Consider the following 16,732-nt stretch of genomic DNA (forward strand, 5'->3'; position numbering starts at 1 on the left):
GTAACTCGAGGAAATTTAACACTAAATTGCTGGTGTTTGTTTTAAATAAGTAATTTGCTTTTCTGTCTAAAAAGGGAGCATAGCACGGTATGTTTCGGAACCCACTAACTATTGGGATTGATATCGGCCATCACAGCATTAAAGCGGTAGTGCTGAGGCAGAAAAAAACAGAGCTTGAGCTAGTTGCTTTCTCCGAAGTGGGATTACGCGCCCCAGTATTAAATAAGCAGAATAGCGTAATCAGCCCTGCTTTGTTGTCAGCCGTGCGTAAATTAAAAAAAAGCCTGCCGTTCGGGGCCCGTAAAGTGGTGATGGCGCTACCTGATAACGCAATTATCAGTAAGGTGATTCAGCTTGATAGCAACCTCACTGAAGAAGAATCACTTTTTGCCGTAGAGCAGGCTATTAGTGCCTCATCACCGTTTCCTATCGAAGAACTCCGGCTGGACTTTTTTCCGATGGCAGGTGGCTTGTTCCCAGAACATTTGAGCGAGTCGAGCCAAACTCATCCTGTTCAAGTCTATGCCGCTCGCAAGGAGACCATCGACAGCCGGGTTGAAGTGATGCGCCAAGCCCGTTTCGAGCCAGAAATCATGGAGTTGCAGACCCATGCCTTGGTTTGGCTCGAGCACTATCAAGCTAAACGACAAGGCCGCGAAGGGAACTGGGGGATTGTCGATATTGGTGAGAAAGCGACCGCAATAGGGATCCAAAGCCCGGCAGGAACGGTTTATCGCCGAGAAATGTCGTTTGGCAGTGAAGTGCTGTCCGGTTCTGAGCTTGTCGCGGGTGAGGAGCCTTTCTTTACGGGAGGCATTAGCGACAAAGCTGAGCAATTTACTAAGCAATTGGCTGATCAGCTAAAGCGCCAGTTACAGCTGTACAGTACGACTTATCCGCGTACCCCCTTACAGGGCGTTTGGTTGTGTGGTGTTGGTATGGAATATGTTGCCGAGGAAATGTTGGCAAGGATGCTATCGGTTTCGGTGCAAAAGATACAGCCATTGGCTGGTTTTCGCCGCTCTGCCAAATTGGATTTGGCTTTGGAAGGGCAATCTTTTGGACAGTTTTCGATTGCTGCTGGTTTGGCGATTCGGGGTTGTAGCAAATGATAGCGAAGGTCAATTTATTACCGTGGCGGGAACAAAGCCAAAAGCGTTATAGGCAACGATTTGGATTGATGCTTGGGGGGGCGGTGCTGACAGGAGGGCTACTTTTAGGCCTAAGCTACTGGTTGTTCGATGGCCAGATAGATCTGCAGAAACAGCGTAATAACCGGATAAAGCAGGAAATTACCGTGTTGGAAACCAAGTTATCTTTGTTGCCAGAGATGGATGCCCAGCGTGATGCTTTGCTTAAACGGTTATCAGTGATTACGGACATCCAGAAAGGCCGTAACCATATCACCCGGTTGCTGAGCGTGTTACCCGGTTTGGTGCCCCAAGGCGTCTATCTTGAAGAGATTACGCTGACAGGAAGCCGGGTCAAGTTCAGTGGTCAGGGGGAGTCCAATGGTCACTTGGCAACCTTGTTGGCCAATGCTGAACAGTCCGAATGGGTGAATGATGTAACTATGCACTCGATAGTACGTGCTAACGAGAAGCAGGCGCTTATCCGTTTTAATGCATCCTTTGTGTTGGTTTCAGAACCTCTGACTGGGAGCGAGGAGGGAGAATGATTGATTGGCAAGATCTAGAACTTGACGAAATGCCAGACTGGCCGTTGCCTGCTCAGTTGCTTGTAACCTTGGTCGTTGCCTGCTTGATCATGGCTGCGGGCTATTGGTATTGGACTTCTTCTCAGCTCGATACCTTAGATCACCTTAAGTCTCAAGAGCATGAGTTGCGCCAGCAGTTGATCCGGCGAGCTAGCCAGGTTGCGGCATTGCCGAAGGTCCGTGAACAGGTGGAGATGCTTCAAGAACGCTACCATCAGGTGGTGGAGCAGCTACCTGAAGAAGATGAGCTATCTAGCTTATTAGCCAGCGTCAATGATATTGGAGTGAGTAATGGGCTTGAGTTCCATCGTATTGAGTGGGCCGCGCGGATTGAGCACCCTTTATATTTCGAGTTGCCGCTGAATATCAATGTTCAAGGCCATTATGAAGATATCGGCCGTTTTGCTGCCGATATTGCCCGATTACCTCGAATCGTATCACTGAAAGATATCGACTTGCGCTGGAGCCAACCCCAGCAAGAGTTGCTGCAGCTCAAGGTATCAGCCACAACTTATCGCTTCAAGGCGCCGGCCGGGGAGGGACGATGAAAGATAGAAGTAAATCATTTCTTGGTTTAGGGCTATGGCTGGGGTTGATGGGGTGTCACGCCAATGATAGCCCGGTCGAACAGTTTATTGAGCAAACATACCAACAGACGGTGGCCGACGTCGAGCCTTTGGATGAGCAGCCGATTTTTCAGGCGGAAGTCTTCGTTATGAGCAGTGAGCGGGTACCTTTTCAACATCCTAAGCCAGAGTCGCCTTTGCCTGAGCCGGATGGCGGTAAGTTATGTTGGCAACCTGAACTAAGAAAACGCAGCTCGTTACTAGAAAGCTTTACATTGGAGGAGCTAAGTATGCGTGGTGTCATTGGTGGTACTGGCAAGGAGTGGGCCTTGATATATACCCCCGAGGGTGCTTTAGCCAAGGTACGAGAAGGGAGCTATATCGGCCGGAACCATGGCCGGGTGACGAGTGTGAGTGCAAGTGAGATTGCGGTTGAACAAATTATGCCGGATGGGGAAGGCTGCTGGCTGAAGCTCCCAACAACATTGAAATTGGCGTCGCTAAAATAGCAGAGTAGAGATGGAACAAATGACAAGGAACAGCTTGCAAGCCCTGCTGACAATATGGGCGAAGAAAGTGCTACGAAGGGGTAGTGGGCTATTGCTGGTGGGGTATGTGCTGCTATTTAGCGATACTTTGATTGCTAGCCAATACAATCAGATCAGCAGTATTGATTTCTCCCGCAATGCCCAAGGGGGCGGGGTGCTGGTGGTGACACTGTCCGGCGGCGAGTTTGAGGTTGGGGCAAGGCGCTTGGATAAACAGTTGGTACTTGAGTTGCCACAGACTGAGCTGCCTCAAGAGTTGGTCTATATACTTGATGTCGGAGATTTTGGTACACCAGTGTTGTCGGTTGAGACGTTTAGTTATGAGCGCGGAAGCCGGTTAGTATTATCTGTACATGGGGATTACAGCTATGACTATACGACCCGAGATGAAACTGGGGCACCGAAGCTATCGGTAACGGTGCAGCCGGCTTTAGTGGCGACGGGTGGACAGCCTCATAACAAAGGGGTGAGCTATGACAGCAAGCCTATTTCAATTAACTTCCAGGATGTTCCTGTCCGTAATGTCTTGCAATTGATCGCTGAATATAATGATTTCAATTTGGTGGTATCTGATTCAGTGCAAGGGAATCTTACTTTGCGTTTGGATAAAGTGCCTTGGCAGCAGGTGCTAGATATTATTCTCCGTGCCAAAGGGTTGGATAAGCGAGAGCAAGGGGAAGTATTAATGATTGCCCCGAAGGAAGAGCTTGACCGTAGTGAGCAACAGGTTATGGAGTCCAAACGCAAAGCCGAAGAGCTTGCTTCGCTGCGCTCTGAGATTTTCAAGATTAACTATGCCAATGCGCTTGAACTTGGTGGTTTGCTGCAGGGGACGGATGACGGTATTAGCATGTTATCAGCCCGAGGCTCTTTGCATATTGACGAGCGGACCAACTCCCTAATCATCAATGATATTCCCGATAGTTTGGCGAATATTCGCGATATTGTTGCAGCCTTAGATATCCCCGTGCAGCAGGTGGAGATAGAAGCTCGCATAGTAACGGTCAATGAAGGGGATGTGGATGAGCTCGGGGTGCGCTGGGGGCTACTGAACTCCAATGGCAGTACCACGGTAGGGGGCTCAATTGAAAGTAACCTGGGGTCGGCAGGCCTGTTGGAGATAGATGATAGTAAGGCGGTCGAGAATTTCCTCAATGTTAATCTCGGGGCAACCAAACCCGGGGCGTCGAGTATTGCTTTCCAAGTGGCAAAAGTGGGCGATATCCTGCTGGATTTGGAGTTGTCGGCACTGCAATCAGAACAAAAGGCTGAAATCATCTCTAGCCCAAGGTTGATGACCACCAACAAGAAAACGGCCTATATCGAACAAGGTACCGAAATCCCCTACTTAGAAGCCGCTTCCAGCGGCGCTGTCTCAGTGAGCTTTAAAAAAGCGGTGTTAAGCCTGATGGTAACCCCGCAAATTACATCGGACGGTAATTTGGTACTGGACTTGATTGTGACTCAGGATAAAAGAGGTGATGTCGTTCAGACAGGAACCGGTGAGGCCGTGGCTATTGATACGCAGCGCATAGGCACCCAGGTGTTGGTTGCCAATGGAGAGACGGTCGTGCTTGGCGGGATCTATCAGCACTCAATTAATAATGCGGAGCGCAAAGTGCCGCTGTTAGGGGATCTACCGGTGTTGGGAGCATTGTTTCGGCACAAGTTAGAGGAGTTAGGCAAAAGGGAATTACTGATTTTTGTCACACCCAAAATCGTCTATCAATGATCTGTTTTTTCAGGGGGCTGGGACAATAATCGTCCCAGCATTGCGCCAGAACTGAATAAATCGCCACCTAGCTATTGCCAACAGCCGCCTTGTCCTGAGATAATTTTCGATCTTATCACGAATTAAATGTGAGGAAGTTGGCGCCTCGGGCTTGATTTATCGAAGCCTGCGGGCGGTGTCGTTTTATTAACCGCGCGTAAATATTGCTAAAAATGGCTGAAAAACGAAATATTTTCCTGGTCGGCCCAATGGGTGCCGGCAAAAGTACTATCGGTAGACACCTTGCACAGCAGCTGCATATGGAGTTCTTTGATTCAGATACAGAGATCGAAGATCGTACCGGTGCTGATATTAGCTGGGTATTCGATGTTGAAGGTGAAGACGGTTTCCGTATTCGTGAAGAAAACGTGATTGACGATCTCACCCAGAAGCAGGGTATTGTACTAGCGACGGGTGGCGGCTCTGTGAAGAGCAAAGAAAGCCGTAACCGTCTGTCTGCTCGTGGCATTGTGGTATACCTTGAAACCACTATCGAGAAGCAGCTGGCACGTACACAGCGCGATAAAAAGCGTCCACTACTGCAAACGGATACCCCTCGTGAAGTGTTGGAATCACTTGCAGGCGAGCGCAATCCATTGTATGAAGAAGTAGCAGACTATGTGGTTCGTACTGATGATCAGAGTGCCAAGGTCGTTGCTAACCAAATCATCAAAATGCTAGAAGAGCGCTAATCAATAAAAGAGAGCTGGCCATGGAACGGATCAACGTCAATCTTGGTGACAGAAGTTACCCAATCTCAATCGGCGCCGAGTTATTCGATAACCCGGCGTTGTTTTCCTCTGCCATCCCGGCAGGCCGACGCGTTGTTGTGGTCAGTAATGAAACGGTAGCCCCGCTGTATGCCGAGCAAATCATCGGGACTATCCGTTCGCTGCAATGCGAAGTTGCCTTGCTGTCACTGCCTGATGGCGAGCAATACAAGACACTAGATACCTTCAACCAAATCATGTCCTTCCTGCTAGAAGGCAACTATGGCCGAGATGTGGTCCTTGTTGCTTTGGGCGGAGGGGTCATTGGTGATGTTGTTGGTTTTGCTGCTGCCTGTTTCCAGCGCGGTGTGGATTTCGTGCAAGTTCCGACCACCTTGTTGGCGCAGGTCGACTCCTCAGTCGGGGGCAAGACGGCTGTCAACCACCCGATGGGCAAGAATATGGTTGGCGCGTTCTATCAGCCGAAAGCGGTTGTGATCGATAACCATTGCCTAGGAACATTGCCTGCACGTGAGTTTGCGGCCGGTATGGCTGAAGTGATCAAGTACGGTATTATTGCCGATGGCGATTTCTTTGTCTGGCTGGAGCAAAATATCGAGAAGCTGCAAGCTCTTGATAATGACGCATTGAGTTATGCGATTGGCCGCTGCTGCCAGATCAAAGCCGATGTGGTTGCTGCTGATGAGAAAGAGTCAGGGGTAAGGGCACTGCTTAATCTGGGTCACACCTTTGGCCATGCGATTGAAGCTGAAATGGGCTACGGCAATTGGCTTCATGGCGAGGCGGTTGCTGCTGGTACTGTCCAGGCGGCACGTACTGCACAACTACAGGGACTGATTGGCCCTGAAGAAGTTGATCGTATTATTCGCTTATTGGAAAAAGCCAACCTACCGGTCCACGGTCCGGAGGGGATGGATTTTGACGCTTATATGAAACATATGATGCGTGACAAGAAGGTACTTTCAGGCCAGCTTCGCTTGATTTTACCAACCGGTATTGGCAGCGCAGAAGTTGTCGCTGGTGTACCGGAAGATGTACTGCGCCAAGCGGTACAAGCCTGATTCTGTAGGTTGCCTATGAGTCGCGGCCTGCACCTGAATCCGCTGGATTTGGACTCCCAAATCCAGCTTCTTTCCCGATTACAATTCCTTACTCGCTTCAGCTCTAACCTTATCCAGGTCACGGGCAGCGAAGGGACTGGCAAGACCTGGCTCTCTCAGCGTTACCTTGAACACTGGGCCGGTGACTCCCGCCAGTCTTTGCTCCTTTGCCATCCCAACCAGCAAGACGGCCAGCACCGTTCAATTATTCTGCAGCAACTCGCTCCTAAGGCGGTATTCAATGAGCAGGATCCTCTGGGGCAAAGCCTCGAACGCTTATTCGAACAGCAGCCAGTCAACGCATTGATAGTCGTTGATGATGCGCATTTGCTAAGCCCGGAGCTGGTGGCGGAACTGTGGGGTGTGGTCCAGCAGGCCCGCCTATACCCAGGGTGGCAGGTTAACGTCCTACTCTTTAGCCATACTGGCCGGCTCGATAAATACCTTGGCCAGTTGGTACAAGGTCAGGGTAATACACCGTTGGAGGTGGAAATCGGCCCGCTGTCGGAACAAGAAGCCCAATTGATGGTCGAAATGATGTTCGATGGCGAACACCTTGATGCACAGGGAAGGCGTCGGATCCGTGAGCATGTTTCAAGTTGCGCCCCTATTCCGGGGGAGTTGCTCAAGCTCGATTTAACAGAGGATAAGGATATGGCTGAGAGTCAATCCCGCCGTGTGTCGCCAATGGCGTTGCTAGGCGGGTTAGTGGTGGTTGCGGTTGCCGTGATTGCCTGGTTGTTTATACCGGCAGCAGAAGACAATCCGGGTGTTGGCGGGGTGCCGCAGGCGCAGCTTGATAGCTTGCCAGATGAACCCGTTGTTACCTCTACTACCAACAATAGCTCGGAGAGTGGGCAGCCAAGTGTGCAAATGGCCTTCGAAGATGACGGCGATGCCTTGCCACCGGATGTGTCGGTAGAAGGCATGACTGTCGGCCGTCGTGATACCAACACCAATCCTCGCGTGGTGGTACCTTCTGATGTGGTTGATGCCATGTTGGATGAACAGCAACTGGGAGGAACTGGTGAGCAAGCGGTGGCTGATCGCCAGGAAAGCCTACAGCCAGAGTTGCCTGAAGGGCAGCCAGTACAGTTGCCTGAAACGGAGCAGGAAAAAGAGACCTCACAAGTCGAGCCGGTGAGTGAGTTGCCAGACGCAGCCTCGGCTGAGAATGTGGATAGTGATGATGCGGCTAGCGTCACCGAGACATCTACAACTGTTGCTACTGGGACTACAGCTGCCACCGATGTTGCTGGCGTGGAAACAATGGCCGAGGAGCTTGGCAGTAAACTCCGGGGCGTTGCCCCCGAGCATTACGCGCTGCAACTGGCAGCCATGCGTTCGCTGCCGACCGCTCGGCAGTTTATTCTCGATTACAACATCGAATCTTCGGCAGACGTCTATGAAACCCGCCGTAGCGGCGAAGCATGGTTCATTATTGTGACGGGTGATTATCCGGATGTGCAGTCGGCTCGTGTAGCTGAAACTCGCCTACCGTCGCGCTTGCAGTCGGTTGATCCATGGGTGAAATCCTACCGTCAGATCCATACCGAAATGGATCGGGCCAAATAACCCGTTTCTTTGCCAGTTATTTCCCTCAAGCGGTACAGACACAGATTGAAATGGTGTACAATCCGCCACCTTTCGTTACAAAGTCGGTATTGGTGGTCAGCTGAATGAAAAAGCATCGTGCATTCCTGAAATGGGCTGGAGGTAAATATTCTCTGGTCGAGGAGATCGAGCGCCACTTGCCGCCAGCGCGAAAGTTGGTTGAACCCTTTGTCGGTGCCGGTTCGGTATTTCTCAATACCGACTTCGAGCAGTACCTGTTGGCCGACATCAACCCTGACTTGATTAACCTCTACAATATCCTCAAGGACAATCCCGAGCAGTATGTTCGTGATGCCAAGGCGATGTTCACCCCTGAATTCAACCAGAAAGGGGCCTACCTTGAGGTCCGTGAGGCTTTCAATAAAACCGATGATACGTATTTACGCTCGCTGTACTTTTTGTACATGAACCGACATGGCTTCAATGGTCTGTGTCGATATAACAAGAAGGGTGGCTTCAACGTACCGTTCGGTTCATATAAAAAGCCATATTTCCCGGAAGATGAGCTGTTCTACTTTGCGGAGAAAGCGAAACGAGCCACGTTTGTCTGCGAAGGGTACCATCAGACGTTCTCACGTGCCCGCAAAGGCTGTGTGGTGTACTGTGATCCCCCGTATGCTCCGCTATCAACCACGGCTAACTTTACCTCCTATGCAGGTAATGGCTTTAGCCTTGATGATCAGGCGGCTCTGGCTGATGCTGCCGAGAGGGCTGCTACCGAGCGCGATATTCCGGTACTGATCTCTAATCATGATACGACCTTGACCCGCCGTCTTTACCACGGTGCCGAATTATCTGTGGTTAAAGTAAAGCGAACCATCAGCCGAAATGGTGGTGGCCGCAACAAGGTTGATGAGTTGCTGGCCCTGTTTAAGCCGTCAAACGATTAAGCACCGCTTACCCTCCAGCAACCAGTTGGCTGACGGCAACCAGTACCCCGACAAATAGCGCAATAGCAGCGATACCGGCCAAGATAAAGGGCAGCGGGCGCTGCTGGCTAAAATCTATCTCCCTGTTTTTTTCCGACTGCACCCCAATCAGTGCCCCCGCAATACTCTTGATCAGGTTTGGGCGGGGTGGTTTGCGCTCTGCCATGGCGTATCTCCGTATATACCCACATAAAACGATTATCTTTGTTTGCCATATCTGCCACCGGTCGTATACCGCTGCATGATGGTAAGTGTAGTTGCCCTGTGGCACACCCATCTTGAAATCCGGTAAGACATCATCTTGATGATCGGGTAGAATTGCGCCGACTTCCGATAACGTTTTCGTTTGTACCGTATAGAGGCTGAACATGAAGGACTTTTTGATCGCTCCATCTATCCTATCTGCAGATTTTGCTCGTCTTGGCGAGGATGTAGAGAAAGTATTGGCAGCTGGTGCCGATGTCGTGCACTTTGACGTGATGGACAACCACTACGTACCGAACCTGACTTTTGGTGCCCCGGTGTGTAAGGCCCTGCGTGATTACGGTATTACTGCGCCGATCGATGTGCACCTGATGGTCAAGCCGGTGGATCGCATTATCCCTGATTTTGCCAAGGCCGGTGCCACTATGATCACCATCCATGCCGAAGCAACCGAGCATTTGGACCGTTCTCTGCAGCTGATCAAAGAGCACGGCTGCCAGGCTGGTGTGGTATTCAACCCGGCTACCCCGCTGCACTACCTTGACTACATCATGGACAAGGTTGACATGATCCTGCTGATGTCGGTTAACCCAGGTTTTGGTGGCCAATCGTTCATCCCTGCGACATTGGACAAGCTGCGCGAAGTGCGTAAGCGCATTGATGCTTCAGGTCGTCAGATCCGCCTTGAAATCGATGGTGGTGTGAAGGTCGACAATATCCGCGAAATCGCCGAAGCCGGTGCCGATATGTTTGTTGCAGGCTCGGCAATTTTCAGCCAGCCGGACTACAAAGCCGTGATCGATGAAATGCGTGCAGAGTTGGCCAAGGTTGAACGCTAATGAGCCAGTTGAGCGGTATTGATTTTATTGCTTTTGACCTCGACGGCACACTGCTCGACAGCGTGCCGGATCTGGCCGATGCAGCAGACAAAACCATGCGAGCCCTGGGCCGTGCTGGGGTGACAGTTGAGCAGGTCACGACCTGGATTGGTAATGGGGCCGACATTTTGATCGGTCGTGCCCTAAGCCAGAGCGTTGATGTTGACCCTGATTTAGACCCAGCTTTGCACCGCGAAGCGAGGGCGTTGTTTGATCGCTTCTACGAAGAAGGTGGCCACGAGAAGAGCGCGCTATACCCTGGGGTAAAAGAGACACTGGCGGCGTTTCATGAAGCCGGGGTACCGATGGCTATCGTGACCAACAAGCCAGCCCAGTTCGTACCGCACCTGCTTGAAGAGCACGGCATCGCCGATTATTTTGTCGATGTCATCGGTGGCGATACCTTCCCGCTGAAAAAGCCGGATCCTTTCTCCCTGAACTGGTTGCTGGATAAGCACCAGATCACGGCAGAGAAGATGTTGATGGTCGGCGACTCCCGTAACGATATCTTGGCGGCAAAAGCGGCGTCATGTTATGTTGTGGGGCTGACTTACGGTTACAACTATGGTCAGCCGATCAGCGAAAGTAACCCAGATATTGTACTGGATCACTTCAGTCATCTGGCAGAAGTGGTTAAACTAGGCAGCTAGTACGCTCGGTGTTATTCCGGGCATGGACAGATATTGTGTCTGCGGCAGAGGCCGCAGCTTTTTTGTGACATAGGAAAATCTCATCATGACCAAACCCATTGTATTGAGTGGCGTACAGCCTTCAGGTGAATTAAGTATCGGTAATTATCTGGGTGCGCTGCGTCAGTGGGAACAGATGCAGGATGATTATGATTGTCAGTACTGTGTCGTTGACCTGCATGCCATTACCGTGCGCCAGGAGCCAAAAGCGCTGCACGAAGCCACGCTGGATGCTTTGGCAATTTGCTTGGCTGTCGGCGTTGATCCGAAGAAGAGCACTTTGTTTGTACAATCGCACGTGCCTGAACATGCCCAGCTTGGTTGGTTGCTGAACTGCTACACCCAAATGGGCGAGCTGAGCCGCATGACCCAGTTCAAGGACAAGTCACAGCGCCATGCTAACGATGTGAATGTTGGCCTGTTTGGCTACCCGGTATTGATGGCGGCCGATATCCTGCTATACGGTGCCCATCAGGTACCAGTGGGTAGCGATCAGAAGCAGCACTTGGAGCTGGCGCGTGATATCGCAACCCGTTTCAACAACATTTACGGTGATGGCGAAGCGATCTTCCAGGTACCTGAGCCATATATCCCGACGGTTAACGCACGTGTGATGAGCCTGCAGGATGCGACCAAGAAGATGTCGAAGTCGGATGATAACCGTAAGAACGTGATCACCCTGCTGGAAGAGCCGAAGTCGATCATCAAGAAGATCAACAAGGCGCAGACAGATACCGAGACACCACCACGTATCGCCCACGATATCGAGAACAAAGCCGGTATCTCTAATTTGATGGGCCTATACTCTGCAGCGACTGGCAAGACGTTTGCTGAAATTGAAGCGCAGTACCAAGGCGTTGAGATGTATGGTCCGTTCAAGAAAGATGTTGGTGAAGCGATTGTCGCGATGCTGGAGCCTATCCAGTCTGAATACCATCGCATCCGTGCTGACCGTGCTTTCCTTGATGAAGTAATGAAAGCCGGTGCCGAGAAGGCGTCAGCCCGCGCAGCAGAAACTTTGAAGAAAGCGTACGCAGCAGTAGGTTTTGTTGCACGCCCATAAGCGCAATGCAGTTGTAAACACCGAAAACCGGCCTCTGGCCGGTTTTTTTTCGTCTAAGCTTGCCTTTCTGCTGTCCTGCTGCACAATAGGCCGCTGTAATTTCCAGTGAGCAGAAGTACCCATGCTATTGATGATCGATAACTACGACTCGTTTACCTACAACCTCTACCAGTATTTCTGTGAGCTGGGCGCCGAGGTAAAGGTGGTGCGTAATGACGAAATCGACATTGCCGGCATCGAGGCTATGGCACCTTCTCATCTGGTGATTTCTCCGGGGCCCTGTACCCCGAATGAAGCGGGGATCTCGCTGGAGGCAATCCGCCATTTTGCAGGCAAACTACCCATTCTTGGGGTGTGCCTAGGCCATCAGTCCATCGCCCAAGTATACGGTGGCGATGTTGTCCGCGCCCGTCAGGTCATGCACGGCAAGACGTCTCCCGTCACTCATAGTGACAGCAGTGTGTTTGCTGGCTTGAATAACCCACTTACAGTCACCCGCTATCATTCGCTGGTGGTCAAAGCTGATACCCTGCCAGATTGTTTCGAAGTCACGGCCTGGACGGAAAAAGACGGTGAGCGTGATGAAATTATGGGGATCCGCCACAAGAGCTTGCCTATCGAAGGGGTCCAGTTTCACCCGGAAAGCATTTTGACCGAGCAGGGACATCAGCTGCTGGCGAATTTCCTCCGTCGCTGAGCCTAAAGGCATAAGGGCAGCACGAAATGCTGCCTGGCCCCAGATCCCCATCACTTTACGCCGCTCCATCTCACCTCGAATGAGTAAAAAAGCGCCTCACTCAGCGTTTTGAAGGTCTCAATCCCGCGATCTTTGTCACTTTTTTTAACATTTCTGTATCTTTGCTGTTTTTTTTTGGCACGGAAAGATTATGCAGGATGAAGGCGCGTTATCGCTTTATTTCCTTGCAGGAAAAACACCTTTTAGTGTTCGGGGCTTAATAAGTTTTCCCTAACCCCGCATAAATATGTATTTTGTAGGAGATTAACCGTTAACTGATAGGGAATAAAAAAATATTCTGCTATTGGAATTGGTTAATAAAATGTAAATACTATGCTTAGGGCAAAAACGTTAGAAGGAAACGATAATGGCAAAGGAGTATAAAGTCGATCGTCAGGTGTTCGATGAAGTGATGGTGCCGTGCTATGCACCGATGCAGATGATCCCGGTTAAGGGGCAAGGTGCACGGGTGTGGGATCAAGAAGGTCGGGAATATGTCGACTTTGCTGGCGGTATCGCCGTGAGTTGCCTGGGCCACTGCCACCCGGTGATGGTTGATGCGCTCAAGGCGCAGGCCGAGCAGATTTGGCACCTGAGTAATGTGATGACCAACGAGCCGGCACTGCGACTGGCCAAACTGCTTACCGAGCACAGCTTTGCCGATAAAGTCTTCTTTGCCAACTCCGGTGCCGAGGCCAACGAGGCAGCATTGAAACTGGCCCGTCGTTACGCGGCGGACAAGTTTGGCCCGGAGAAGTCCGAGATTATTTCTTTTAAACAAGGCTTCCACGGCCGTACGTTCTTTACCGTAACGGTCGGTGGCCAAGAAGCTTATTCTGACGGCTTTGGGCCGAAACCGGGAGCCGTCACCCATCTTGCCTACAATGATCTGTCCAGCCTGGCCGAGCATATGTCGGAGCGTACCTGTGCGGTGATGATGGAGCCGCTGCAGGGCGAGGGCGGTATCGTGTCGCCAACCCCAGAGTTTATTCAGGGTGTCCGCGAACTGTGTGACAAACACAATGCGCTGCTGATTTTCGATGAAGTACAAACCGGTAACGGCCGGACAGGTGACTTCTATGCTTACCAGGGCTTGGGTGTTACCCCGGATATCCTGAGTACGGCAAAATCACTCGGTGGCGGTTTCCCGATTGGTGCCATGTTGACGACTTCAGAGTTGGCAGCCCACCTAAAAATCGGTACCCACGGCTCAACTTACGGCGGTAACCCACTGGCTTGTGCCGTGGCCGAAGCTGTCGTGAGTGAAGTCACCAAGCCGGAAGTGCTGGCAGGCGTCAAGCAGCGCGAGCAATGGTTCCGTGAGGCGCTAGAAGCGATCAATGCCAAGTACCCAGTATTTGCTGAAATTCGCGGTAAGGGCCTGTTGCTTGGCGCGGCGCTCAATGAGGAGTGGCAGGGCCGGGCAAGGGATATCTTGCTGGCGGCGGGCGAGGAAGGCCTAATGGTACTGGTTGCCGGTACCAATGTGGTGCGCTTTACCCCGTCTTTGGTGATCGACAAAGCCGATATCGATGAAGGCATGGCCCGCCTCGAGCGCGCTATCGCCAAGATCTATTCATAATTTAATCTAACTGGGTGCGGCTGGCAGGAGCTTGGCCGCAGCCTCCGGCCCTATGCCGGTCTTATCACTAGTTGGCAGCTAAGCTGCAGCTTGCATCAGGAGGGAGTTCGATGCTGGTTATACGTCCTATTACTGCCGCGGATCTACCTGCACTACTACAGTGTGCGGAAGAGTCGGGCCATGGTTTCACCTCGCTACCGGTTAATGAGGAAATCCTCGCTAACCGTATCCAACATTCCGAAGAGAGTTTTGCCAAGGCTGTCACCCAGCCGGGCTCGGAAGGTTACCTGATGGTGGCAGAAGATACCGAAACCGGGGAAATTGCAGGGACGACGGCTATCGAGGCCGCGATTGGGTTGGATAACCCATTTTACACCTATCACCTGAGTACCGTGGTGCATTCGTCACGCCGGCTCAACGTCCACAACGTAGTGAAAGTACTGACCTTCGGTAATGACTACACCGGTGTGAGTGAGCTTTGCACCTTATTCTTGCGCCCGGAGTGGCGTCAGGGCCTGAATGGCCGCCTGTTATCCAAGTGCCGTTTCTTGATGATGGCACAGCACCCGGAGCGTTTTGACAACACAGTGATTGCAGAAATGCGTGGGGTGTCGGACGAAGACGGTAATTCACCATTCTGGGAGTGGCTCAAAGAGCACTTCTTCTCGATTGATTTTACCTTGGCCGATTACCTGACTGGTATTGGCAAAAAGGGCTTCATTGCCGATTTGATGCCGAAGCTGCCAATCTACGTTAACTTGCTCAGCCCAGAAGCGCAGGCTGTGATTGGGCAGGTGCATGAAAAAACACGCCCGGCACTTCGCTTACTGGAGAAGGAAGGTTTCACCTGCCGCGGCTATGTCGATATTTTCGATGCTGGCCCAACCGTTGAGTGTGATGTCAGAAATATCGAGTCTGTCCGCCACTCCCAGTTATGCCGAGTCGAAATCGGCCAGCCGACCGGCCAAGCCGACAATATTGTCAGCAATACCTCATTTACCCACTTCCGCGCAGTCGTCGACAAGGTAGATGTCTTGAATGGGACGGCTTTGATCAGTGCAGAAGCTGCCAAGGCACTGGACGTTAAACAAGGGGATCAGGTTCGCCTGATCGCCCAGTAAAGGAGAACACCATGACCCAATGGATTGCAGGCCGCTGGTTAGCCGGCGAAGGACAAGCGATGCAGTCGCTCAACCCTTACACCAATGACGTTGTATGGCAGGGACTGTCAGCGACTGCCGAACAGGTCGAGCAGGCGGTGTCAGCGGCGAGAGCGGCATTGGTGAGTTGGCGCAAGACACCGTTTGTCGAGCGTCAGGCGATCGTTGAGCGTTTTGCCGAGCTAGTCAAAGCACATAGCGAAGCTATTGCTGTGGTCATTGCTGAGGAAACCGGCAAGCCGTTGTGGGAAACCCGTACCGAAGCGGGCGCAATGGTTGGCAAGATTGCAATATCGCTACGTGCCTACCAGGAGCGGACAGGCGAGAAACAAAAAGAGGTTGCCGGTACCCAGGCTGTACTTCGCCACCGTCCATTGGGGGTGATGGCAGTATTTGGCCCCTATAATTTCCCAGGCCATTTGCCCAACGGCCATATCGTCCCGGCATTGCTGGCCGGTAACACCGTGGTGTTCAAGCCGTCGGATTTGACCCCTAAAGTGGCGGAAGAGACCATGAAGTTGTGGCAGCTGGCAGGTTTGCCTGATGGCGTCATCAACTTGATTCAGGGTGCACGCGCTACTGGTGAAGAGTTGGCAGGGGCCAAAGGCATTGATGGTTTGCTGTTTACCGGTAGTGCCAATACCGGTCACTTGCTCCACCGCCAGTTTGCCGGGCAACCGGGCAAGATGCTGGCGCTTGAGATGGGTGGCAATAACCCAATGGTGATCTCCCGTCACTATGGCGAGTTGGATGCCACTGTCTACACTATTATTCAGTCTGCCTTCATTAGTGCTGGCCAGCGCTGTACCTGCGCCCGCCGTCTCTACTTGCCTCATGGTGAGGAAGGGGATCGTATCTTGGCGCGTTTGCTGGAACTGACCCGCCAGATCCGAGTGGGTGGTCAGTTTGATGAACCGGCCCCATTTATGGGGGCACAAGTCTCAGTCCAGGCTGCTGATAACATTATGCAGGCCCAGTCGCAGTTGCTTGAACTAGGTGGTGAGGCACTATTGCCTGCAACCCGTGGACAAGGGGCGATTGTGACCCCGGGGATCATCGACGTCAGCCAAATTGCTGAGTTGCCGGATGAGGAATACTTTGGTCCTTTGCTGCAGGTTGCCCGTTACCACGGGTTGGATGACGCGGTGGAGAAGGCCAATGATACCCGCTATGGCTTATCTGCTGGTTTGGTCTCAACCGATGATGGTGAGTGGCAGTACTTTATTGAGCATATCCGGGCCGGGATTGTGAACCGCAACCGCCAATTAACCGGTGCCAGTGGTGATGCGCCATTTGGCGGACCGGGAGCATCTGGCAATTTACGTCCTAGCGCCTATTACGCGGCAGACTACTGTGCATACCCGATGGCATCGATGGAAGGTGAGCAGACTGAGTTACCCGCCCAGTTATCACCGGGCATCACGCTTTGATGGCCGTCAATCAT

The 16,732-nt window shown here is 51.9% G+C and carries 17 protein-coding genes; 16 read left to right on the forward strand and 1 reads right to left on the reverse strand.

All coding sequences use genetic code 11. The features are described 5' to 3' along the window. Positions 1-89 precede the first annotated feature (89 nt). The 9 genes from pilM (at position 90) to dam (ending at position 8,937) form a co-directional block, all read left to right on the forward strand. A complete protein-coding gene (gene pilM, locus C9J01_RS15275; protein ID WP_107299020.1) occupies positions 90-1,112 on the forward strand; it encodes a type IV pilus biogenesis protein PilM in 1,023 nt (340 codons plus the stop codon). After that, positions 1,109-1,678, forward strand: coding sequence for a PilN domain-containing protein (locus tag C9J01_RS15280; protein ID WP_107299021.1), 570 nt, complete (start codon positions 1,109-1,111; stop codon positions 1,676-1,678). Before pilM ends, C9J01_RS15280 begins: the two co-directional genes overlap by 4 nt. Beyond that, entirely contained in the window at positions 1,675-2,265 is a 591-nt protein-coding gene (locus C9J01_RS15285; RefSeq protein WP_107299022.1) for a type IV pilus inner membrane component PilO, read from the forward strand. Before C9J01_RS15280 ends, C9J01_RS15285 begins: the two co-directional genes overlap by 4 nt. Then, complete coding sequence (locus C9J01_RS15290; RefSeq protein WP_107299023.1) at positions 2,262-2,792, forward strand: pilus assembly protein PilP; 531 nt, start codon at positions 2,262-2,264, stop codon at positions 2,790-2,792. The genes C9J01_RS15285 and C9J01_RS15290 overlap by 4 nt, the downstream gene beginning before the upstream one ends. 19 nt (positions 2,793-2,811) lie before the next feature. After that, complete coding sequence (locus C9J01_RS15295; RefSeq protein WP_107299088.1) at positions 2,812-4,563, forward strand: type IV pilus secretin PilQ; 1,752 nt, start codon at positions 2,812-2,814, stop codon at positions 4,561-4,563. Positions 4,564-4,775: 212 nt separating this feature from the next. Then, the gene (gene aroK / locus C9J01_RS15300; RefSeq protein WP_107299024.1) at positions 4,776-5,294 is read left to right on the forward strand and encodes a shikimate kinase AroK; all 519 of its coding nucleotides are present in this window, start codon (positions 4,776-4,778) and stop codon (positions 5,292-5,294) included. 20 nt (positions 5,295-5,314) lie between these two features. Beyond that, positions 5,315-6,394, forward strand: a complete 1,080-nt coding sequence (gene aroB, locus C9J01_RS15305; protein ID WP_107299025.1) for a 3-dehydroquinate synthase — start codon at positions 5,315-5,317, stop codon at positions 6,392-6,394. 15 nt (positions 6,395-6,409) lie between these two features. Then, the gene (locus C9J01_RS15310) at positions 6,410-8,008 is read left to right on the forward strand and encodes an SPOR domain-containing protein (protein ID WP_107299026.1); all 1,599 of its coding nucleotides are present in this window, start codon (positions 6,410-6,412) and stop codon (positions 8,006-8,008) included. A 104-nt stretch (positions 8,009-8,112) separates the two neighbouring features. Beyond that, positions 8,113-8,937, forward strand: coding sequence for an adenine-specific DNA-methyltransferase (gene dam, locus C9J01_RS15315; protein WP_107299027.1), 825 nt, complete (start codon positions 8,113-8,115; stop codon positions 8,935-8,937). Positions 8,938-8,944: 7 nt separating this feature from the next. Here dam and C9J01_RS29910 read toward each other — a convergent pair whose 3' ends face one another. After that, complete coding sequence (locus tag C9J01_RS29910; RefSeq protein ID WP_237156981.1) at positions 8,945-9,346, reverse strand: DUF2970 domain-containing protein; 402 nt, start codon at positions 9,344-9,346, stop codon at positions 8,945-8,947. On the opposite strand from C9J01_RS29910, the gene rpe reads away from it, so the two are divergent. The 7 genes from rpe to astD all read left to right on the forward strand — a co-directional run bounded on the left by rpe (position 9,345) and on the right by astD (position 16,718). Further along, positions 9,345-10,019 (forward strand): ribulose-phosphate 3-epimerase, encoded by a 675-nt coding sequence (gene rpe, locus C9J01_RS15325; RefSeq protein WP_039469006.1) that lies wholly within the window; start codon positions 9,345-9,347, stop codon positions 10,017-10,019. The two genes, C9J01_RS29910 and rpe, sit on opposite strands and share 2 nt — an antisense overlap. Continuing rightward, the gene (locus C9J01_RS15330) at positions 10,019-10,708 is read left to right on the forward strand and encodes a phosphoglycolate phosphatase (RefSeq protein WP_107299028.1); all 690 of its coding nucleotides are present in this window, start codon (positions 10,019-10,021) and stop codon (positions 10,706-10,708) included. The genes rpe and C9J01_RS15330 overlap by 1 nt, the downstream gene beginning before the upstream one ends. A gap of 85 nt (positions 10,709-10,793) precedes the next feature. Next, on the forward strand, positions 10,794-11,810 hold the full coding sequence (trpS, locus tag C9J01_RS15335; protein ID WP_107299029.1) for a tryptophan--tRNA ligase: 1,017 nt from the start codon (positions 10,794-10,796) through the stop codon (positions 11,808-11,810). Between the two features lie 121 nt (positions 11,811-11,931). Beyond that, the gene (locus tag C9J01_RS15340) at positions 11,932-12,507 is read left to right on the forward strand and encodes an aminodeoxychorismate/anthranilate synthase component II (protein WP_107299030.1); all 576 of its coding nucleotides are present in this window, start codon (positions 11,932-11,934) and stop codon (positions 12,505-12,507) included. Between the two features lie 406 nt (positions 12,508-12,913). Then, the gene (locus C9J01_RS15345) at positions 12,914-14,128 is read left to right on the forward strand and encodes an aspartate aminotransferase family protein (RefSeq protein WP_107299031.1); all 1,215 of its coding nucleotides are present in this window, start codon (positions 12,914-12,916) and stop codon (positions 14,126-14,128) included. A gap of 110 nt (positions 14,129-14,238) precedes the next feature. Continuing rightward, positions 14,239-15,249, forward strand: coding sequence for an arginine N-succinyltransferase (gene astA / locus C9J01_RS15350; RefSeq protein ID WP_107299032.1), 1,011 nt, complete (start codon positions 14,239-14,241; stop codon positions 15,247-15,249). Positions 15,250-15,260: 11 nt separating this feature from the next. Continuing rightward, positions 15,261-16,718, forward strand: a complete 1,458-nt coding sequence (astD, locus tag C9J01_RS15355) for a succinylglutamate-semialdehyde dehydrogenase (protein WP_107299033.1) — start codon at positions 15,261-15,263, stop codon at positions 16,716-16,718. Positions 16,719-16,732: the final 14 nt, after the last annotated feature.

The sequence above is a fragment of the Photobacterium rosenbergii genome, assembly GCF_003026455.1.
GTDB classification, from domain to species: Bacteria; Pseudomonadota; Gammaproteobacteria; order Enterobacterales; family Vibrionaceae; genus Photobacterium; species Photobacterium rosenbergii.